Annotated in this window: 19 protein-coding genes; 4 read left to right on the top strand and 15 right to left on the bottom strand. The window is 62.0% G+C overall.

The window, feature by feature from the left end; genetic code table 11:
- Positions 1 to 2: 2 nt before the first annotated feature.
- From LPB73_RS18850 to LPB73_RS18830, 5 genes are read right to left on the bottom strand one after another with little or no spacing between them, the layout of a single operon-like run.
- Positions 3 to 905, bottom strand: coding sequence for an ABC transporter permease (locus LPB73_RS18850; RefSeq protein ID WP_089266329.1), 903 nt, complete (start codon positions 903 to 905; stop codon positions 3 to 5).
- On the bottom strand, positions 902 to 1882 hold the full coding sequence (locus LPB73_RS18845; RefSeq protein ID WP_231077849.1) for an ABC transporter permease: 981 nt from the start codon (positions 1880 to 1882) through the stop codon (positions 902 to 904). The genes LPB73_RS18850 and LPB73_RS18845 overlap by 4 nt, the downstream gene beginning before the upstream one ends.
- Before the next feature lie 32 nt (positions 1883 to 1914).
- Positions 1915 to 3543 carry an ABC transporter substrate-binding protein gene (locus LPB73_RS18840; protein WP_231077848.1) on the bottom strand — a complete coding sequence of 543 codons (1629 nt, stop codon included), beginning with the start codon at positions 3541 to 3543 and terminating at the stop codon, positions 1915 to 1917.
- Between the two features lie 16 nt (positions 3544 to 3559).
- A complete protein-coding gene (locus tag LPB73_RS18835) occupies positions 3560 to 4561 on the bottom strand; it encodes a CobW family GTP-binding protein (RefSeq protein ID WP_231077847.1) in 1002 nt (333 codons plus the stop codon).
- Entirely contained in the window at positions 4558 to 6159 is a 1602-nt protein-coding gene (locus LPB73_RS18830; protein WP_414716807.1) for an amidohydrolase, read from the bottom strand. The genes LPB73_RS18835 and LPB73_RS18830 overlap by 4 nt, the downstream gene beginning before the upstream one ends.
- A gap of 235 nt (positions 6160 to 6394) precedes the next feature.
- Between LPB73_RS18830 and LPB73_RS18825 the strand changes: the two genes are divergently transcribed.
- Positions 6395 to 7939: a PLP-dependent aminotransferase family protein gene (locus tag LPB73_RS18825; protein WP_231077845.1), complete on the top strand. Its 1545-nt coding sequence runs from the start codon at positions 6395 to 6397 to the stop codon at positions 7937 to 7939.
- A gap of 6 nt (positions 7940 to 7945) precedes the next feature.
- Here the strand turns inward: LPB73_RS18825 and LPB73_RS18820 are convergent, their stop codons facing one another.
- The gene (locus LPB73_RS18820) at positions 7946 to 8728 is read right to left on the bottom strand and encodes a sulfite exporter TauE/SafE family protein (protein WP_231077844.1); all 783 of its coding nucleotides are present in this window, start codon (positions 8726 to 8728) and stop codon (positions 7946 to 7948) included.
- 229 nt (positions 8729 to 8957) lie between these two features.
- Here LPB73_RS18820 and LPB73_RS18815 point away from each other — a divergent pair, with 229 nt between their 5' ends.
- Complete coding sequence (locus LPB73_RS18815) at positions 8958 to 9356, top strand: nuclear transport factor 2 family protein (protein WP_231077843.1); 399 nt, start codon at positions 8958 to 8960, stop codon at positions 9354 to 9356.
- Positions 9357 to 9381: 25 nt separating this feature from the next.
- A complete protein-coding gene (locus tag LPB73_RS18810; protein ID WP_231077842.1) occupies positions 9382 to 10755 on the top strand; it encodes an NAD(P)/FAD-dependent oxidoreductase in 1374 nt (457 codons plus the stop codon).
- Positions 10756 to 10855: 100 nt separating this feature from the next.
- Here the strand turns inward: LPB73_RS18810 and LPB73_RS18805 are convergent, their stop codons facing one another.
- The 9 genes from LPB73_RS18805 to LPB73_RS18765 form a co-directional block, all read right to left on the bottom strand.
- The gene (locus LPB73_RS18805) at positions 10856 to 11641 is read right to left on the bottom strand and encodes an amino acid ABC transporter ATP-binding protein (RefSeq protein WP_305801554.1); all 786 of its coding nucleotides are present in this window, start codon (positions 11639 to 11641) and stop codon (positions 10856 to 10858) included.
- A complete protein-coding gene (locus LPB73_RS18800; RefSeq protein ID WP_089266337.1) occupies positions 11638 to 12414 on the bottom strand; it encodes an SDR family NAD(P)-dependent oxidoreductase in 777 nt (258 codons plus the stop codon). The genes LPB73_RS18805 and LPB73_RS18800 overlap by 4 nt, the downstream gene beginning before the upstream one ends.
- A complete protein-coding gene (locus LPB73_RS18795; protein WP_231077841.1) occupies positions 12411 to 13394 on the bottom strand; it encodes an NAD-dependent epimerase/dehydratase family protein in 984 nt (327 codons plus the stop codon). Before LPB73_RS18795 ends, LPB73_RS18800 begins: the two co-directional genes overlap by 4 nt.
- A 1-nt stretch (position 13395) precedes the next feature.
- Complete coding sequence (locus LPB73_RS18790) at positions 13396 to 14067, bottom strand: amino acid ABC transporter permease (RefSeq protein WP_231077840.1); 672 nt, start codon at positions 14065 to 14067, stop codon at positions 13396 to 13398.
- Positions 14068 to 14076: 9 nt separating this feature from the next.
- Positions 14077 to 14748 (bottom strand): amino acid ABC transporter permease, encoded by a 672-nt coding sequence (locus tag LPB73_RS18785; RefSeq protein WP_231077839.1) that lies wholly within the window; start codon positions 14746 to 14748, stop codon positions 14077 to 14079.
- A gap of 75 nt (positions 14749 to 14823) precedes the next feature.
- Entirely contained in the window at positions 14824 to 15687 is an 864-nt protein-coding gene (locus LPB73_RS18780; RefSeq protein ID WP_231077838.1) for a substrate-binding periplasmic protein, read from the bottom strand.
- 34 nt (positions 15688 to 15721) lie between these two features.
- Positions 15722 to 16633, bottom strand: a complete 912-nt coding sequence (locus tag LPB73_RS18775) for an allantoinase PuuE (protein WP_231077837.1) — start codon at positions 16631 to 16633, stop codon at positions 15722 to 15724.
- 11 nt (positions 16634 to 16644) lie between these two features.
- A complete protein-coding gene (locus LPB73_RS18770; protein WP_231077836.1) occupies positions 16645 to 17154 on the bottom strand; it encodes an ureidoglycolate lyase in 510 nt (169 codons plus the stop codon).
- Positions 17155 to 17351: 197 nt separating this feature from the next.
- Entirely contained in the window at positions 17352 to 17972 is a 621-nt protein-coding gene (locus LPB73_RS18765) for a GntR family transcriptional regulator (RefSeq protein WP_231077835.1), read from the bottom strand.
- A gap of 1949 nt (positions 17973 to 19921) precedes the next feature.
- Between LPB73_RS18765 and rfbF the strand changes: the two genes are divergently transcribed.
- Positions 19922 to 20770, top strand: a complete 849-nt coding sequence (rfbF, locus tag LPB73_RS18760) for a glucose-1-phosphate cytidylyltransferase (protein WP_175366939.1) — start codon at positions 19922 to 19924, stop codon at positions 20768 to 20770.
- The last annotated feature ends 9 nt before the right edge of the window (positions 20771 to 20779 follow it).

Raw genomic sequence — 20779 nt, 5'->3', positions numbered from 1 at the left:
GCTCAGCCTCGCTTCCGCAGGCGCGGATTGATGGCATCATTGACGCCGTCGCCGATCAGGCTGATGGCGAGCACCGCGATGAAGATCGCCGCACCCGGAAACGCCACGGTCCACCAAGCATTGAGCACATAATTGCGGTTCTGCCCAAGCATCAGGCCCCAGCTCATGGTGTTGGGATCGCCGAGGCCGAGGAAGCTCAATCCGCCCTCGAACAAGATGGCCACGCCGATCGCGAGCGTCGCCGAGACGATGATCGGCGGCAGTGCATTCGGCAACACGACGCGCAGGATGAGGTGACCATTGCCAGCGCCGGCGGCGCGCGATGCCTTGACGAAATCGAGATTGCGCAAGCGCAGGAACTCCGCGCGGGTCAGGCGCGCGGCAGACGGCCAGCTCACCACGCCAATCGCGATGGTCACGGTGGTCAGCGTCTGCCCGAACAGAGTGACCAGCACCATGGCGAACAGCAGCGGCGGCAGGATCTGGAAGAACTCGGTGATCTTGGTCAGTGCCGTGTCGATGGGGCCGCCGAAGAAGCCGGCCAGCGAACCGATGGTGACGCCGATCACGATGGTGATGATCGCTGCCACGCCGCCGACAGTCAGCGTGGCACGGCCGCCCTGCAGCAGCCCCGCCAGGATATCGCGGCCGAGATAGTCGGTGCCGAGCCAGGTGTCCGCATCCGGCGGCGTGAAGGGCGCGCCGGCAATGTCGAGCGGATCGACGCCATAGATCGACGGCCCGAACAAGGTGGCGAGCATCAGAAACAGCAGCACAACCGCGCCGACGACGCCCGCCGGGCTGCGGGCAAACTGGCGCAGCGCGGCCATCGTGGGCGACGCCGCGGCGCTCACGGGCAGCGCGGTCCTATCGGGCTTGATGGCGGTGGATTCTATTGTGGTCATCGGGCCCCCGAACGGATGCGCGGATCGACCAGGCGATAGACCAGATCGGTGATGATATTGGCGGCCATGACCAAGACTGCCGAGAAGAACAGCACGGCGAGCAGGGTCGGATAATCTCGGCGCAGAATGGATTCGAACACCAGCCGTCCCATGCCGGGCCAGCTGAACACCGTCTCGACCAGCACGGCGCCCGCGAACAGATGGCCGAATTGCAGCCCGGCGACAGTGACAATCGGGATCAGCGTGTTGCGCAGCGCATGTTTGCCGATCACGATAAATTCTGGCAGGCCCTTGGCGCGGGCGGTGCGCACGTAGTCAGCCGTCAGCGCATCGATCATGTTGACACGGGCGAGCCGGCTATATTGCGCGATGAAGACGAGTGCGAGCGTGGTCGCGGGCAGCACGAGATGCTGCAATATATCCACGACATGCGCGAAGCCGACCTTGGGCCGCGCGACGTCGGTCATGCCCGACACCGGCAGGATCGGCCACACCGATCCGAACAGCAGCAGCAACATCAGCCCGGTCCAGAACACCGGCGCGGCATAGCCCGCAAGCGAGATGATGGTGACGCCCTGGCTGAACAGCCCGTTCGGCTTGCGGGCGCTGACGACGCCGAGCAGCGTGCCGATCACCACCGAGATCGCTAGCGCCGACAGCACCAGATACAGCGTCGCCGGAATGCGCTGGGCGATCAGGCCGGTCACGGGGGCATTGAAATAATAGGAATAGCCGAAGTCGCCGGTGGCGACGCTGCCGAGATAGGTGAAGAGCTGTTCGAGCAGGCTCTTGTCGAGGCCGTATTTGACCCGCAGTGCAGCGATGACGTCGGCCGACGCACCGCCCATCTCGCCCGCGATCACTAGAGCGGGATCGCCGGGCGCAGCATGGATCAGGCAGAAATTGAGGACCAGCACGGCGATAAGGAGGCCAACTGCATTGGCCACCTGACGCAGAATGTGAAGAGCGAGGTTCATGGTGCTGGACCGTCAGAGTGAGCCGAAGACCATCAGGTCTTTGGCGGCACTTCCCAATAAAGCTCGTCGAGCGGCGACATCATGCCCCAGATCGACGTCGGCAGACCGCCGAGGCCCTTGCTGAAGGCGTTGCGATACGGCGCTCCGTTGATGAAATAGATCGGCACGTCGTTAACGACGATCTTCTGGAATTCCGAATACAATGCCTTGCGCTTCTCGGGCGACGTCTCCTGCGCGCCTGCGGCGAGCAGTTCGTCGACCTTCGGGTTGCTGTATTGCTGGGTGTTCGACCAGATGATGCCCTTGCGGATGTTGCTCGAAAGGTACGTGCGGTTGACGCCGATCACCGGATCGCCCCAGTTGAACACGTTGTCCATCGTCAAGTCGTAGTCGAAATTCGAAATACGCTGCGCCCAGGTAGGGAAGTCCGGCGCGGCACGGACTTCCAGATTGATGCCGACGCGCTTGAGCTGCGAGCGCAGATATTCGGCGACATTGCGCTGCTGTTCCTCGTCACCGGGGATGTAGTCGATGGTGAGGCTCATGCGCGTGCCGTCGGCAGCCTTCGGATAGCCGGCGTCGTCGAGTAGCTTCGCCGACTTCGCGAGATCGAGCTTGTACATCTCGACGCCGGGCTCCAGCAGCAGCGATCCCGGGGCGATCGGGCTGGTGGCGGTCTTCGCCTTGCCGCCCATTAGCTTGCCGGTGATGAATTCGCGGTTGGCGGCAAAGGCGATCGCTTGGCGCACGCGCACGTCATCGAGCGGCTTCTTCTTGGTGTTGAAGGCGAGCCAGTTGATCGGGCCGACGCCGGCAAAGCCCTTGTCGGTGATGGTGACGTTCGGCATCTTCTCGATGCGCTCGATGTCGCGAGTGTTTGAGACGAACGGCAGCACGTTGACGTCGCCGCGCTCAAGCGAGACCACAGCGGCATTGGAATCCGATACCAGCTTGACGACGATCTTGTCGAGCTTGGGCTTGCCGGTGATGAAGAACTTGTCGAACTTCTCCAGCGTGTAATATTCGCCCTGCTTGTATTCGGTGAGGCGATAGGGGCCTGAGCCGACCGGCTTCAGATTGGCGGGATGCGCCTTGATGTCCTGGCCGTCGCCATAGACGTGTTTCGGCAGGATCGGCATCAGTGCAGGCGACATCGCCAAAAGCAGCGCCGGGTGCGGATGCTTCAGGCGGATGATAGCGGTGAGCGGGTCGGGCGTATCGACCTTATCGACGGCGGCCAGCATGCTCTGAAATGGATGGTTCGCCTTGATGGTCATGATCGAAAAGGCGACGTCCTCGGACGTGACCAGCTTGCCATCGTGGAACAGGGCATTGTCGACCAGCTTTAGCGTCACCGAGAGGCCGTCCGGCGCGACCTCCCATGACTTTGCGAGATAAGGCTGCGGATTCCAGTTGTCGTCATAGCGCAGCGGACTAGCGAAGATTTGCGTCGACGGCATCGCGGTGGCGAGGCCGGATTGCACGGCGCCGTTGAAGTGGCGCGGCACCTGCGTGGAGGCGATCACCAGCGTGCCGCCGTCGGCGGCGAGCGCCGGCTTGATGCTCGGCGCGATGGCGGTTGCGACGAGGGCAAGGCCCAGAGCGCAGGTCAGAAGAGACGCTTTCAGCGAACGGGGTCGTCGTGACCAGATCGAAGACATCTTGTCGGTCCTTCTCTCAGAGGGTGAATGCAGCGTGCCGACGGTTGAGGTCCGCCGTTGTCGGGTGTGTTTGTGAAACCTGGATCAGCGCGCCATCGAGAATGGCATCAAGCGCGCCGGCATCGGGCAGGGCGTCGGTGCCGACGCCGACCAGCATGATGTCGTTTTGAGCCGTCATATCGGCGGGAGCAGGTGTCAGCGCCCAGTCTTGCCCGACCATCTGCAGCAGCGCTGGCGACGCATCACCGGCGATCCGGCATGGTCCTTTGAGGCGCAAAAGCTGCGGCGGCAATGCGGCTAGTGCTGCTGTAAGCTGGCCACGATCGAACGTGCCGCTGCGCCGATACGACCATCGGCGGAATGCGCTTTCATGATCGGCGCGGTCGTCCACCGCGGTTGCGGCGAAGCGCGATGTCGCCTTGACCTCGCCGTCCGGCAGGACCGGCAGCGTATGTTCTGTCGTCTCGATGATCTGGATGTCCGGACGCAGCGCCGCGACCGTGGCACGGGCCGCATCGACGGCGGTGCGGTTTAGCAGGTCTACCTTGTTGAGCAGCACGAGACTGCAGCGATCGAACTGGCCGCGCACGGTGTCGCCGACGCGACTGTCGATCAGCAGTTTTGAAATGCGGGATGCATCCGCGAGCACGATCACGGCATTCAGGCGCAGGCTCGGCTCCACCAGTGCGATCTCGGCGATGCGCCAGGGATCACCGACGCCCGACGCTTCGATGATGATGTGATCGAACGGGATTGTGTCGTCGAGAATCCGGCCCAGCGTATCCAGAAAGCCGCCGCCGATGCTGCAGCAGACGCAGCCATTGGTCAGCGTCATGGTGGTGCCGTCGTGCTGCGCGATCAGGCCGGCATCGATATTCACGGCACCGAAGTCGTTGACCAGAACGGCATAGCGGGCGGAGCCGGTGCGAAGGAGGTGATTGAGATAGGTCGTCTTGCCAGCGCCGAGAAAGCCGCCGACCACCGTCACGGGAATTTTCGCTGATGACGCTGCCGTCATGCCCGTGGCGCCTCCCGCACGTGGCCGCCGACCACGGTGCCCCAGATGGCAATATCCTTGAGCTTCTCCGGCGCGACTTCAAACGGATCTTCATCAAGTACCGCGAAGTCCGCATATTTGCCGGCCTCGATGCTGCCGACGATGTGATCGAGCTTCAGCGTATAGGCGGCGTTGATCGTGATCGCGGCAAGCGCCTGTTCGACGGTCAGCGCTTCGGTCTCCTTGCCGAGCACACGTCCGCTCGACGACACGCGGTTGACGGCACACCAGGCGGTGAACAGCGGGCTCAGCGGCGTCACCGGGGCGTCGGAATGGATTGCGAAGGGAACGCCGACGCGCAGCGCGGTACCGGTGGCGTCGAGTCTGTTGGCGCGTTCCGGACCCATGGTCAGCTCGTAATGCGAGTCACCCCAGTAATAGACGTGATTGGAAAACAAGTTGACACACATGCCGAGCGATTTCATGCGCTTGAACTGCGCAGCATCCGCCATCTGGCAATGCTGCAGCGTATGGCGGTGATCGGGCCGCGGCTTTGCGATCTGCGCGGCCTCGACGGCATCGAGCGCCACTTCGGTAGCTTCGTCGCCATTGGTGTGGATGTGCAGCTGGATGCCCGCATTGTGGTAAGCTGCGACGATGGACGGCAGTTCTTCTGGCGCGATGTACCACAACCCGTTGGGCGCGCCGTTGTGATAGCCCGGCCAGCGCAGCCGCGCGGTAAAGCCCTGAATCGAGCCGTCGACCACCAGCTTGACGATGCCGTAGTGAAGCTTGTCGTTGTTCGACGCCTTCAGTGTCTTGATCTTCTCGACGCCCTGTTCCGGGCTGTGCGACACCGAGGCCATGGCCGGGACCAGGCGCACCGAGAAATCATCGCGCCGACTTGCGGCGCGATAGACCTCGATGGTCAGGTCAGCAAGATCGTTGTGCAGGTCGGTGATGGTAGTCACGCCCTGAATGCACGACGATGCCGCGTAGCGGTTGACGTCATCGGCTGTGAGATTGCCAGACAGTGGATTGGTGCCGAGCACGCGGAACACGCGAAACCGAGCGGCAATGCCCTGGACTTCGCCGGATGGTTCGCCGTCCTTGCCCATCACCACGCCGGAAATATTGGTGGTGCGATCGAGCTCGGCGCGCTGCAGCACGATAGTGTTGACGTTGCTGATGTGGAACGATGCATGCACGACCATGATCGGCCGCGTGGTCGATACGCGGTCGAGATCCTGCCGCGTCAGGGACACGCTGCCGATATGCAGGGGATCGAAGCCCCAGGCGAAGAGCGGTGCCTCGGCATCGGTCATCGCTGCCTCGGCTTCCTGCAGCCGCGCGATGATGGCATCGATATCCGGCAGGCCCTGGACGAGTTTGCCTTCGGGCGAGCGGCGGTCGAAGGCGCCGACATAAGGCAGCGACCACATCATGCCTTCCATGATGTGGCTGTGGCCTTCAACGAAGCCGGGCAGCAGCACCTTGTCCTTGAAACGGTCGTCGACCTTGGCGCCGCTGGTATCGACGATCTCGTCGAAGCTGCCGACTGCGACGATCCGGCCGTTCTGCACTGCGACATGCGTGGCGGATGGGCGTGACGGGTTCATGGTCACGATCTTGCGGGCCGAAAAAACAATCGTATCCTGGCTCAATGGACCACCCTCAAAATTCCGTCATCGAAGCGTGAGGCCTCGCATCGCTCCGAGCCAGCGCCAGATCGGATGCACGAATGGGGCCAGTCCCGCGGTGCCGACGGTCCACCTTGGCGCGGCTTTTGCTTAGTGTCCTGTTAGGCCCGAAGACGGGTGCGGCTTTGGTTTCGGGATGAGTGTGGAGGGCGCGATGGGTAATCCCGGAGGTTCAGTGAAAGCCGCCCGTGCAGACGGGCGTCCTGCAGCGTCTGGCATTGGGGATGCGCTGTTCTGGGGATCGCTGTTCCAGGGGCTGGACCGGCGCGGTCCCTTCCTGCAGCTCCAGATCCGCCAGTTGATCTGTACCGCCATCGAAGAAGGCCGTCTGGCGCTTGGTGTGCGCATGCCCTCGAGCCGCGAACTGGCCACACTGCTCGAAGTGTCGCGTAATACCGTCGTGATTGCCTACGAGCAGCTGGTCGACCAGAATTTCCTCATTTCGCGCGAACGCAGCGGCTTCTTCGTGGCCGGCCTCCCCAAGCATCTCGGCACCCAGCGCGACGACCGCGCGGCGCCCGACGAGGCCGGCGCCGCGCGCTGGGCCGGGCGCTTCGCAGTGCGGCCGTCGGCCAACCGGAACATCGTCAAGCCGCTCAACTGGCAGGACTATCCGTATCCCTTCATCTTCGGGCAGTTCGATCCAAGCCTGTTTCCGACCAATGACTGGCGCGAAAGTGCGCGCGCCGCACTTAGCGTGCCCGAGATCAACAACTGGGCCCGCGATCTGATCGACGAGGACGATCCGGCGCTGATCGAGCAGCTCCGGCTGCAGGTGTTGCCGCGTCGCGGCGTTCGCGCGCGGCCCGACGAGATCATGATGACCATCGGCGCCCAGCATGCGCTGTATCTGATCGCCCGATTGTTCGTGAAGCAGGGCACCCGGGTCGGCATGGAAGATCCCGGCTATCCCGACGCCCGCAACATTTTCGGTATGCAGACCGACAATATCGTGCCGCTCGCAATCGACGGCGAGGGCATGGTGCCCGATACGAACTTCGAGAGCTGCGATCTCGCTTACGTCACCGCAGGTCATCAATGCCCGACCACGGTGGCGATGCCCGAGCAGCGCCGTCTCGACGTACTGCGCAAGGCTCAGGAGCGCGACATCATCCTGATCGAGGACGATTATGAGAGCGAGCTGATCTCGGAGGGGCCGGCACTGCCGCCGCTAATGAGCCTCGATCGCAACGACCGCGTGCTTTATGTCGGCAGCCTGTCTAAGGCGCTCGCGCCCGGCCTACGGCTCGGCTATGTCGCCGCACCAGCGCCGGTGATCCGTGAATTGCGCGCGCTGCGGCGCCTAATGCTGCGGCATCCACCGCTCAACAACCAGCGCGTTGCGGCGCTGTTCATCGGCCTTGGCCATTACCGCTCGCATCTGCAGCGCGTCTCACGCGTGCTACTGGAGCGCGCACGCATTCTCGATCAGTTGCTGCCCAAGCATCTCACCGGTTGCGATTTCGTGCGCGGCGTCGGCAGCACCAGCTATTGGGTGACATGTCCGGCGGCCTGCGATGCCACCGAACTTGCCACGGCCGCGTTGGCAGAAGGCGTGGTGATCGAGCCGGGCGACGTATTCTCGATGACGAAAGGTACCCATGCCAATTGCTTCCGGCTTGGCTTCTCGTCGATCCGCAATGACCGGATCGAACCGGGCATTGAACGTCTCGGTCGCATCATCGCACGCATGAGCTGACGCGGCTCAGGTCAGCTCGCTCACGCCCTTGACGGCGCTGACGAGGGCAATCGCGCCGAGGCTGATGATCGAGACTTGGCGATGCATCGCGTCGTTGCCGCGCCGGAATGCGATTTCGCCGAGTCTGGTGCCGAGCCACATCACCGGCAGGCCGAGCAAGGACAGGCCGATGGTGTAGACGTTCAGCAGGCCCACGCTGACGAAAGTGATCGTTGCCGTGATCGAGGTCATCAGGAAGAACACCATCAGCGACGCACGCGTTGCCAAGCGTGGCAGCGGAACCGACATATAGTAAGCGACCACCGGCGGTCCGGGCATCGCGGCTAGCCCGTTGAACAGACCGGAGAAGAAACCGGTGATCGACGTCACCGGGCGTGGCGGGATGGCGGGCAACGCGAAGCCGCGGCCCAGCGCGAACACCGCCAGTAGAGTGATCGAACTGATCACCAACCGCGAGATTGGCGCCGGGATTTCGGTCAGGATCAGGGTTCCCAGCGGCGATCCGATCAGCGCGCCGATCATCAGCCAGCGCAGCGAGGGCCAGTCGCAGCTCTGTGATGCCTTGCGGAAATCGAGCAGGCTGCCGGCAAGCTGCAATCCGATCGCCACCGGAACGGCCTCGGTCGGCGCCATGAACAGGCCGAGCAGCGGCACAGCGGCAAGGGCAAAACCAAAGCCGGTAAAGCCGCGCAGCACCGCGGCGACGAAAATCGAGGCAATCGACATCAAAACCAGTTTTGGCGTCAGCGCCGCACCGAGATCGCCGATCGCGATCGTCAGGTCATGCATGTCACGTGGGTCCGTCGCTCCGTCATGCCGCCACCATGGCAACATCCGCCAACCCGGGGAGGGCCAGCGTGTCTCAATCTTTGGGCCAGATCGCCGGCGCGAACCGTTCCGCTCTGGACGGGTGCTTCGCCGCAACTGGCCCTAATCGGGTGGCCTGGCCACTGGCAGTTTCACCACCATGGCTGGCACGCGGTGCCACCGTTGCTGAAATGATCGAAAGAGCTTTGCAATGTCCGAGCAGCAAACCCAGCGCCACCAGCTTCTCGTCACACTATTCGAGGCGTTCAACCGTCACGACGCCGACGGCGTCATGGCCTGCATGACCGATGACGTGGTGTTCGATACTGCCGTCGGTTCGGAACTGTACGGCAACCGCATCACCGGCACCGCCGATGTCAAGGAGGCCTTCGAGAAGGTCTGGGGCGGTATGCCGGATGTGAGCTGGACCTGTACATCGCACACCGTGTTCGGCGACCGCGGCCTATCTGAATGGATTTTCCGCGGTACAGCAGCCAACGGCACGCGGATCGAGGCCGAGGGGTGCGATCTCTTCACGTTCAAGGGCGACAAGCTCTCGCGCAAGAGCGCATTCCGTAAGGACCGCCCGCCGCTACCGGCTCAGTCTTGATCGCACCGTGATAGAGGCCGCGCCGATGTCGATTGCTCCCTACGATCAGCACTACGATCCCCTGGTGTCCCCCGGTCCCGGCACCCACCGCGACTACGCCCCGACTTATTGGGCCGCCACGGCAGGAACACCGCCGGACGATGATGGCCCGATCTCGGGCGACGTCGATGCCGACGTCGCGATCGTCGGCTCGGGCTATACCGGGCTCGCTTGTGCGATTTTTCTGGCACGCGAATTCGGCATCAAGGCCGTGGTGCTGGAAGCCAATCGCGTCGCCTGGGGCTGCAGCACACGCAATGGCGGGCAGGGCCAGAACGCGTCGGGTCGGCTGTCGCGTTCGCAGTGGATCGCGCGCTGGGGCCGCGATGTGGCGCTGCGGCTGCACGCGGAAATCCAGGACGGCTTCGAGACCTTCGAGGATCTGATCAAGACCGGAAATATCGATTGTGAACCGCAGCGCGGCGGCCACCTCTATCTCGCGCATCGCCAGCGGATGTTCGAGAAGATCGCAGCCGAGTCGAAAGTCCAGAACGAGGTGTTCGGCTACAAGACATGCGTGCTGTCCGCCGAGGACGTACGCCGCGACTATGTGAACGAGGCAGAATGTGTTGGCGCTGTACATGAGCCGCTGGGCACTGGCGTCCATCCTGCCAAACTCGCTTTCGGCTATCTGCGCATGGCGCGCGAACTCGGCTCCAAGGTGCATCCCGGCAGTCCGGTGCTGGAGATCACGACGCGCAATGGTGTGCATCATCTGCGCACGCCCAGCGGCACCGTGCGCGCCCGCGCGGTTGGCATCGCCACCGGCGCCTATACGTCGCTCGGCCTGACGTCGATGCTGCGTGGCCGCTGCATGCCGATTATGTCCAACTCGATTGTGACGCGGCCGCTTACCGAAGCAGAGCTGGAGGCGACCGGCTTCAAGACCACCGAAGTCATCACCGACACCCGCACGCTGCGCTTCTATTATCGCCGGCTGCCCGACAACCGTGTGCAAATCGGTAGCCGCAGCGCCATCACCGGCGCGGACGCTGCAAATCCGCGGCATCTGCAGCTCCTGATCGACGGGCTGCACCGCAAGTTCCCGGCGCTCAAGGGAATCGAGATCGACTATTCCTGGTGGGGCTGGGTCGATGTCAGCCACGACATGATGCCGCGTATCTTCCGGCCCGATCCTTCGCAAACTCTGTTCTATGCGCTTGGCTACGGTGGCAATGGCGTGTCTTATTCGGCGCAGGCCGGCCGTCGCATGGCCGAGATGATCGCAGGCAAGAACTTCAAGGGGCAGGACCTACCGATCTTCACCTCGCCGCTGCCGACGCATCCGTTCTCGCCGTTCCGCCGTATCGGGCAACGCATGCTTTACAAGCTCTACCAATCGCGCGACGAAGCCGCGTAGGTCTTTCTAGCGGTCGCCCAGACGTTGATTGTGAGCTCATAGATCACGGGGCACGCAGAAACAATCGATGTCCGCTGTTGGCGCAAAGCGGCCGCCTCGGTCATCGATGCATAATTTGTTTGAGGAATGCACGGGTTCGATCCTGTTTTGGATCAGAGAAGAAATCGGCCGGCGCGCCGTCCTCGATGATCCGGCCGGCGTCCATGAACACCACGCGGTCGGCGACCGTGCGCGCGAATCCCATCTCGTGGGTAACGCAGACCATGGTCATCCCTTCGCGGGCGAGGCCGACCATGACGTCGAGCACCTCCTGGATCATTTCTGGATCTAGCGCCGAGGTAGGCTCGTCGAACAGCATGATCTGCGGCTTCATGCACAGCGCTCGCGCGATGGCGACGCGCTGCTGCTGGCCGCCGGAGAGCTGGCTCGGATACTTATCGGCCTGTTCGGAGATCCGTACGCGCTCAAGAAAATAGCGCGCAACTTCGTCGGCCTCCTGCCTCGTTGCGCCGCGGATCTTGCGTGGCGCGATGGTGAGGTTCTGTAGCACGGTCAGATGTGGAAACAGGTTGAACTGCTGGAATACCATGCCGACATCGCGGCGGACCACGTCGACATTGCGCGTCGAGTGATCCAGCTCGACGCCATTGACCATGATGCGGCCGTCGCGATGTTCTTCCAACCGGTTAATGCAACGGATCATGGTCGACTTGCCGGACCCCGAAGGCCCGCAGATCACGACGCGCTCGCCGCGCGCCACCGTGAAGTCGATGCCCTTAAGCACCTGGACGTCGCCATACCATTTGGTGACGCCGGACATCTGGATGATCGGCGCGGATGTATCCGCAGGCGCTTGCTCCATGGTGCTCTCCGAAACGTTGCTCATGACGCCATCCAGCCGCCATCGACGAGAATGTTTTCGCCCGTCATGAAAGTTGCCTCGTCTGAGGCCAGAAACAGCGCTGCATTGGCGACGTCGTCGGGACGGCCCAGCCGCGGCATCGGCGTGCGGCTGGTGGAGTAGTCCATCCAGCGCGGCTCCGCGGCGCGGCCTGGTTTGCCGGTGACGATCTTGCCGGGCGCGACTGCATTGCAGATGATGTGATCCTTCGCGTAGTCCGCCGCGATCTGCCGCGTCATGTAGACGACCCCGGATTTGGAGGTGCCATAGGCGATGTCTTCCGGGCAGGCGATCATGCCGTGTTGCGAGGAGATGTTGACGAGGCGGCCGCGGGCCTCGTTGCGGATATCCTGCGTCAGCATCTGGTTGACGGCGGCGCGGGACATCAGGAATACGCCGGTAAGGTTGACCGCCAGCGTCCTGTCCCATTCGGCGAGGCTGGTGTCGGTCAGACGTTTGCCGGTGCCGATGGCGGCGTCGTTGACGAGCACGTCGAGGCGGCCGTAGCGCGCAACGGTCTGTTGGACGGCGCGGACGGTGTCGTCCTCCGAGGCGACGTCGATCTGGATGAAATCGACCTCATAACCGTCTGCACGCAGCAGCTCCAATGTCGGAGTGCCGCCTTCGCGCACGTCCATGGTGAGATCCGCGAGCATGAGCTTCGCGCCCTCGGCAGCAAACCGGCGGGCGATGGCGCGGCCGATGCCCGAGGAGGCGCCGGTGATCAGAACCGACTTTCCAGCCAGACGTTTGCTCATGCGGGTTCTCCTGCCTGCGGCAACCAGCCGAGATAGTCGCGCGCCGCATCTTCCAGATGAAATTGAGGCGTGAAGCTGGCGTCTGCGGCCAGCCGCGCAATGTTCAGCGGCGCACGGTCCTTCGGCAGGCCGTAGATCACGTTGCCCTCCGCCTCGATCTCCGCCATCCGCCAGCGGAATCCGGGCATGTGCGTCGCGATGATCTCGCACCATTGTGGCAGATCGGACAGCACACCGCCGCTGACGTGATAGGTGTGGTGCTTCAGCGCGTCGGAGGCGCTCACCCTCGCGACGCCGAGGGCAGCGTCACGGGAATAGATCCAATCGCCGGCCATGCTGCGCGGGAGAATCGCTTCACGGCCGTCGAAGGCCATACGGAGCACCTGATAATGCGGGCTCAGCGCATCGCGGACACCGGTCTGCAACTCCCATGGGCCAAAGACCGGCCCGAGCCGAATCACGCGTACATCGAGCTTGTGGAGGTCGGCGATCCGCAGCGCCGCCTGTTCCGATGCAAGCTTTGTGATGCCGTAGAGCGCGGCTGGCGCCGGCGGCGACAAATCCTCCTCGAACAGGCCCGACGCGGCCGGTTGCGAGAAGCCGTACACTGCGACGGAACTGAGCACGGTGACGCGCTTGATGGCGGGTCGCAATGTTACGCGTTCGAGCAGATTGACGGTGCCGCCGATATTGACGTCGACGATCTGGCGCGCAGCGTCATGCTCGCGCTGGGCATTCGGCGTCATCGCGGCGGTGTGGATCACGCGGTCGATGCCGGCCGTGTTCAACGCGCGGTCGACGTCGTCGGCGCTTGTGACATCGCCGGTGACCAGCGTAGCGCCGGCAAGCTCGGTGCGCATCAGTATGTTGTGGCCGGGGGCTGAGAGGTCGAACAAGATAACGGTCTCGCCGTCGGCGATCAGGCGTTCGGCGAGCGCGAGCCCGATGAAACCGCTGCCGCCGGTGATCAGTGTGGCCATGTCAGCGGGCTTTCAGTGCTTGCCGTTCCAGCCGCGCCACCCAGCGCGCGAACGGATACAGGATGACGAAGAAGATTACCGCGGCCGCCATCAGCGGCGTCGGGTTGTAGGTTTGCTCCTGGGCGACGCGGGCTGAGCGCAGCAGTTCAGGCAGCGCGACCAAGGCGGCAATTGGTGTCGCCTTGACGAGTTCTAGCGAATTGCTGGCGAGCGGCGCCAGCACGTTGCGGATCGCCTGCGGCAGCACGATGGAGAACACCACATGCAGCGGCTTGAAACCGAGCGCCCGGGCAGCCTCGGTCTGGCCGTGGGGCACGGACAGGATGCCGGCGCGGAAGATCTCGCCATAGTAGCCGGAATTGTTGAGAACGATGGCCAGCACCGCCGCGGTGAAGCTGCCGAGCGTCAGGCCGAGAAACGGCATGCCGTAGAAGATCAGGATCAGCAATACCACCACGGGAAACGATCTGAACAGGTCGATATAAATCAGCAGCGCGATATTCACCCAGCGGTTCTTGAAGCTGTACAGCACGGCGATGGCGAGGCCGGCGAGAATGCCGAGCGGCAGCGCCACCACCGCGAGCCAGACTGTATAGAGCAGCCCCTGCAGCAGCAGCGGATAGACCCGCAACAGCGACTCCCAGTTGGCGAAATTGTCCAGGAAATCCTGCATGCGATCCGCTCAACGCCCCGTGCTGTAGCGATATTCGATCCACCGGCTGGCGATCACCAGCGGCAGGAAGAAGGTGAGGTAGAACGCCGCGGCTAGCGTCAGCGGTGAGGGATTGGCGACCAGCGCCATCACGCTCTGCGCCTGTCCTAGCGTTTCCGGGAGCGATACGGCGGTGCCGAGCGCAGTACCCTTGCTGATGGAGATGGCGCGGTTGGTCAGAAGCGGAATCGCGAGGCGAACGGCCTGCGGCAGGATGATCGTGATCAGCGTCCGTAGCCGGCTGAAGCCGAGCGCGCTCGCGGCATCCCATTGCCCGCGCGGCAGTGCCATGATCGCGGACCAGAAGATCTCGGTAGAAAAGGCCGACAGCACCATGCCGAGCGCCAGCACAGTGGTTGCGAAGGGGGACAGCGTCGGGCCCAGATAAGGCAGGCCAAAATAGATGAAGACGATCACGACGAGCTGCGGCAGCGTGCGCAGCACGTCGACATAAGCGGTGATGATGAAATTGACGGGGCGCAGGTTGGCGCAGCGCAGCAGTGCCAGCGACAGGCCGAACAGCGTGCCGCAGAAAATAATCAAAAGCGATACGATGACCGTCGTGCGAAAGCCCGCGAGCACCTGGGGGAAGGCGCCCGCGATGACTTCTGCATTGAAGTAGTATTCGACTATCCGCTCCATCGGGTGTCCATCAACCGCGGTCGGACCGGCTCGGGCCGGTCCGGTGTTCGCAGCTATCTTGTCAGAGCAAGCGTGCTACTTGCACGCCGGAACGTGCGAGGTGGGCTCGAAACCCTTGAAGCCGGGAGGACCATAGCCGAAATACACAGTGTCGATGGCCGAGCCGGCATCGGGCGTTGCGCCATACCATTTCTCGTGCAGCTTGCGCAGGCGGCCGTCCAACTTCATGCATTCGATGACTGCCTCGACCTTGTTGCGATACTCAGTATCTTCCAGGCGGAATGCATAGGCGAAGTTTCGCCCGTTGAAGTCCTTGAAACCGACCTTGATCGCCTTGTTCTGGCTGGCGGCATAGACGGTCGTCGGGATCTCATTTAGCGCTGTGAAGGCGCGGCGCGTCAGCACGGCCTGTACCGTGTCGGGGAATACATCGTAGCGCTGCACTTCGAAGCCGTATTTCTCGGCATTGGTGGTGGCCCAGGTATCCGAGATGGTGCCGCGGTTGACGGCGACGGCCTTGCCCTTGAGATCCTCGAAGCCCTTCATCTCGTCGGCGGCGCGGACGATGAAGCCGTTGCCGGTGGAGAATAGCGGCTCGGTATAGAGCATGCGCTCGGAGCGTTCGGCAGTGAGGTTGAGCGGGTTGACGAGGAATTCGGCGCGCTTGGCGAACAGCGCCGCGAATAGGCCGGAGAAATTGATGTCGACGATCTCGACCTTCGGGCGGCCGAGATCTTTACCGATCTCGTTGATCAGGTCCGCACCGAAACCCTCGGGGCCGTTGGGGCCGCGCACCATCCATGGCGCGACGCCGAAGTCGGACGCGACCACCATCGGTTTGTCGGAGGGATGATCGGCTTCCTGCGCGCTGGCGCCGCCGGCGAATGCCGCAGTCGACAGCATCAGCGCGAACATCCAATGCGTGGGTTTCAGTTTCATGGGAACGTCCTTTCGGGTGCGGATGTGGTGGAGATCAGGGCGTGGGGGGATGAGTGGCCTGCCAGTGACGGGCGATGTCGCCGCGCCGGCAGACCCAGGTGTTGTCGTGCTTGGCGACGTGATCGAGGAAGCGCTGCAGGCCGGCGGCGCGGCCGGGATGGCCGATCAGGCGGGTGTGCAGTCCGACCGACATCATCTTCGGCGCGGTGGCGCCTTCCGCGTAGAGCATGTCGAAGGCGTCGCGCAGATAGACGAAGAAATCATCCGCCGTTGCCATCGCGCCGCGGCTGAACTTTGCGTCGTTGTTGGCAAGGCCGTAAGGCACGACGAGATGCGGCTTGCCGAGCACACGTGTCCAGTACGGCAATTCGTCATTATAAGCGTCGGAGTCGTAGAGGAAACCGCCTTCCTCGACCACGAGGCGCCGCGTGTTCACGCTCGGCCCATAGCGACAATACCAGCCGAGCGGACGCTCGCCGGTGGTGCGCGTGAGGCTCTCGACGGTCTTGCGTATGCGCTCGCGTTCGTCGGCCTCGGACAGCAACGGATGCCGCTCCCAGCGCCAGCCATGGGCGCAGACGTCGTAGCCATATTCCTGAATGGCGGCGCAGGCCTCGTTGTTGCGTTCCAACGCCAGCGCGCAGCCCATGACGGTGGCGATCATGCCGCGCTCGGACAGAAGGCGCAGCACGCGCCAGAAGCCTATGCGGCTGCCATATTCGAACATCGACTCGGCGGCGAGGTCGCGGCCCTCGAAGCCGCCACCGCCACCTTCGGTCAGGGCTGCTTCGGTGACGCCGTCGCCATCGGCGAACGACGGCTCGGAGCCTTCTTCGTAGTTGATGCAGAAGTTGAGTGCGATTCTTGCTGCGCCCGGCCATTGCGGATGCGGCGGGGTGCGGCCGTAGCCGACGAAGTCGCGGGTGAGGTGATCATCATGCGGCATCATTGCGATCCCTATGCGCTCGGCGGCATCACGGCGCGAATGTCGCCAGCGATATCGACGAACACGTCGTCGTCCTGCCGGCCGGTCATGCCCATGGCGACGGCAAATTCCATGGCCGCGCCGAGAACGGTCATGGGATGATGCCAGACATTGCGGGCGAAGGTGATGCTTTGATGCGCTCCGGCGATGAAGCACCGCAGGGTGGCCACATCAGGCAGGCCATCCGGGCCGGCATTGCACACGATCGCCAGGTATTGGCTGCTGCCGAGCGGGATGAAAGTCTGGGCGGAGAACGGATGACGCTCCAGCGTCGTGATTGGCAGGGGCAGACTGCCGAGCCTGGCGGCGCTGCTGATCCAGAAGGAAAAGGTGGCGGCGTCCTCGGTGCGATCGTCCGATGTCGGAAGATAGCGCCGGCGCACGTCGATCGGTCGCTCAGCTACATCGCCGAAGGCGGCAAAGGCGGCCGGGGACAGCGATTCGGCCGCGACGGTGTGGGAAGCAATGTGGTTTGGCGTCATTCAGGCGGGACATCTGGTTGGTCGGCGTTGCGGAGCGGCTTGATATTCCACTGGTATACCAGTGAACCGCCCATGCTGATTTCAGTCAAGCTGCGAAGCCCGGGAAGCTGCGTCAAATTTGGACGGAGTCCGACAAAATTGCGGGCAGCTGCAGAATTTTCGGACATGCACCCGCAGGGATTCTGCCTGATCTCGACCTAACCGTGAGGCTCGGGCAGGAAGATCCCGAACCGTTCGAGCAATCCCTGCCGCACATTAGTGAGATGCAGGATCATCGCCTGACGGGCTGCGGCAGCATCACGATCGATGATGGCATCGATAATCGCCAGATGCTCGCGGGTGGCGGGCAGCAGCCGGCCAGGCTGGCGCTCTACATTGCACATCCGGATCTTTTGCCGGATTTCTCCAATCAGCTTCTCAAGCGAGCGATTGCCGCAATGCCGCGCGATCTGGTCATGAATTTCATCGTCGAGGGTCCAGTGAGCCGTCCCGGACACTGTCGACGCAGCAATGATCTTCTCCAGCGCAGCCCTGATCGGTGCAAGGATATCCAGCGCGATGCGGGTCGCCGCAATGAACGTCGCTTCGCTCTCCAGCACCATGCGAAGATGGACCAATTCGAGCAATTCCGCCATCTCGATTGTGCGGACCACCACAGTGCCGTTGGACAATTGCTCGAGCCTGCCTTCGCCCAGCAACCGGCTGATGCCAGCCCGCAGCGGTGTCCGCGAGACTTTCAGCCGCAGTGCAAGCCGGCGCTCTTCGATCACCTCGCCGGGCTGCAGCTGTCGCGACTCGATCAGGTTGTGCAGCTTCAAATAGGTTGCGTCTGTTATGCTGCCATTGGTCCGTGCCGGGCGTTTGCTGGTTGATTTCTTTGCTTTGTTGACAGAAGGCACGGACGTTGCTTTCGACGATTGGATAGAAATGCCGCCATATCGGTAGACGTACGGTACGTTCTCGCCGCTGGCCGAGCCGAAGCTCTGGATGAGCCATCCATTCTCAATTGGTGTCACCTTTTATGCAAGACTTCGCGAAATTCCGCTGTCTTTGGATCTCCACATGACCGCTTCTGGCGCAAAGCCGCACTCTCCACGACATGGTCGACCATCCACTTCTATTCCGGAACCAGCTCTCAGTTTCTTGCGGGTTTGCCGCCGCCACTTGCGGATATATCACGTCCGATGGAGTTGACGTTGCTCCCGCGCCGCGACAAGACCTCATCGCTGTGTCCATCGACGACATAAGGTCGTTTATTGAATGCATCCCCACGGGCTGAACCAGAGAATATCGCTCGATACAATTCATGTGGCACCCCTACGCTACAGTATCCCGCGACACAGGTGCGCCGTAAGATAATTTGGATCCCTCCGGCATAGACAATTGCGATCCCGCTGAGAATTGTGTCGATTAGGCCGATATGATTTGCACAAGAGCAAACGCTGCATTCTGCCATCAATCACAGGCGCAATCATCGACGGTCGCTTATGAATCCGGGACGCCGGTGGTTTAAATAATTTTACAGACCCAGCCCGAATCTTCCTGCGCACGTCTACCTATCGACAATTTATCGATATGAAATGCCTGCATCGGACGACGCGTGGCTACGTAACGCGTTGCGCAGGGGCGAGGCAGATTATGGGTGGCGAGACAATACCGCGAGGCTTGTTGTTCGAGCCAGAATACGATTATCGCAGAAATTGCATCAGTTTTGAGTTCTGGAATTGTGGGAAGAGGCAGTCGGCTATCGTAAAGGTCGAGTCGCAGCTGCCTCCAGATATTGCTGTGAGGTTATTCAAGATCGCTTGGCCAAAGCTCTGGCTCAGTGCTGCTTGCACGAAACCGATCGATGGCGTCGTAGAGCTGGATTTCAAGCTGTAACGAAGCCTCTCGGCAGATGCGCTTGAGGCGGTGAGCTTATCGTCAGACCTAAGATCAGCGGACCGGACTCGTCCCATCGCTATCAGATGCAATTGCGTTATCGCGTGCCTGGCGACCGGTGGATGTCGCGGTCCATAAATGGTCGAGTACGAGTGAGCCCGCGTCCTCATCAAATTCCTGTTCATGTGGTGGTGGCAAGGGAGTCGCCTGCAACAGAGCGCGGGCGAACAGATCGGAAGCTTCCTCCCCGCCGACGAAATGCCGCCGCCTACGGGAATTTCGATCTTCGCATTCCAGCCTGGAGCCGGGCCGACTACTTCCGTCGCCAGGAGCTGAAGTTGACCTGGTGTCAGAAAGTGCGAGCTGCTCAAAGTTCCAATCCCGACGCTAAGTTCAACGCAGTCTCAACTGAAGAAATCTGCTGTATCTGGTGTCACATGAGGCGGGCGATGAATCGTGGCGACGTGGGGAGTATCCAGGGCTGAAGGTGAAGTGAAGCGGCCAGACAATACATCTTCGCCACCGCAATAGGCTGTCAGCACCATCAGACATAGTGCGGTAAAGGCCATGAGAAGAAGTAGAAACTCCGGACTCATCGTTTCTGACTCATCAGTGCGTATTTGGCCAATCGACGCTCGCAGAGATCTCAACGTAATCGCAATGGTCGCGCATGGGCGACCATATCGGTGGCCCTCAATCAAAATCTCGCAGGCACTTTATAAGTAGAACGTTGGCGCAAAAGTTATTGCTCAACGAAAATTCAGATTTGACGGCTGTCAACTCGCAACGGGTGATGTTGCCTATCCTGCCAATAAGGTCATCTGCACACCGGACGGTATCCGATGTGTGAAATCAGACGATGGCGACCAAAGGACAGGAGAGAATAATGAAGGTGGTGATCCTTGCAGGCGGCTATGGCACGCGCCTCAGCGAGCATACGTCGGTCGTTCCCAAGCCTTTGGTCGAAATCGGCGGACGTCCAATACTCTGGCACATCATGAAGCTCTACTCGCATCATGGTCTGAACGAATTTGTGATCTGCTGCGGCTACAAAGGCTCGGTGATCAAGGATTACTTTCTGAACTATCTGCCGCACCAGGGTGATCTCACCGTCGACCTGCAGCGTAACGACGTCGAGATCCATCGCAATGCAAGCGAGCCATGGAAGGTCACTCTCGTCGATACCGGCGAGAAGACCATGACAGGCGGGCGATTGAAGCGCGTGAAGGACTATATCGGAAACTCGACGTTCTGTCTCACCTACGGCGATGGCGTGAGCGACGTGAATGTGCAGGAGCTTGTCAAGTTCCACCACGAGCAAGGAGCGCTCGCGACGGTAACAGCCGTTCAGCAGCCCGGCCGCTTCGGTGCGATTAATTTGTCGTCAGAGCGTCCGCGTGCGGCCCGCTTCCGGGAAAAGGATGCGCGAGACGGGCAGGTGATCAACGGAGGTTTTTTTGTCGTCGAGCCTGAAGCACTCGACGTGATCGAGGGTGACAGCACGAGCTGGGAGAACGAGCCGTTGGCTCAGCTCATCGATCGAGATCAGCTCGCGGTCTATCGGCATCACGGCTACTGGCAAAATATGGACACTCTGCGCGACAAGGCCGTCCTGCAGGAGTTGTGGGATACAGGAAACCCACCGTGGTGTGTCTGGGATCAGAAGTCCACGGGTCCGAGGTCCAATATTTCGCGTATGTCTGATCCGGCATTTGCCGGTCAGACTGTTAAGTGAGGGCGAAAT

Origin of the sequence: Tardiphaga sp. 37S4 (genome assembly GCF_021044645.1) — a bacterium.
Taxonomy (GTDB): domain Bacteria; phylum Pseudomonadota; class Alphaproteobacteria; order Rhizobiales; family Xanthobacteraceae; genus Tardiphaga; species Tardiphaga robiniae.
The sequence above is the reverse complement of the archived record's forward strand: the minus strand, read 5'-3'. Positions and strand labels throughout refer to the sequence as shown.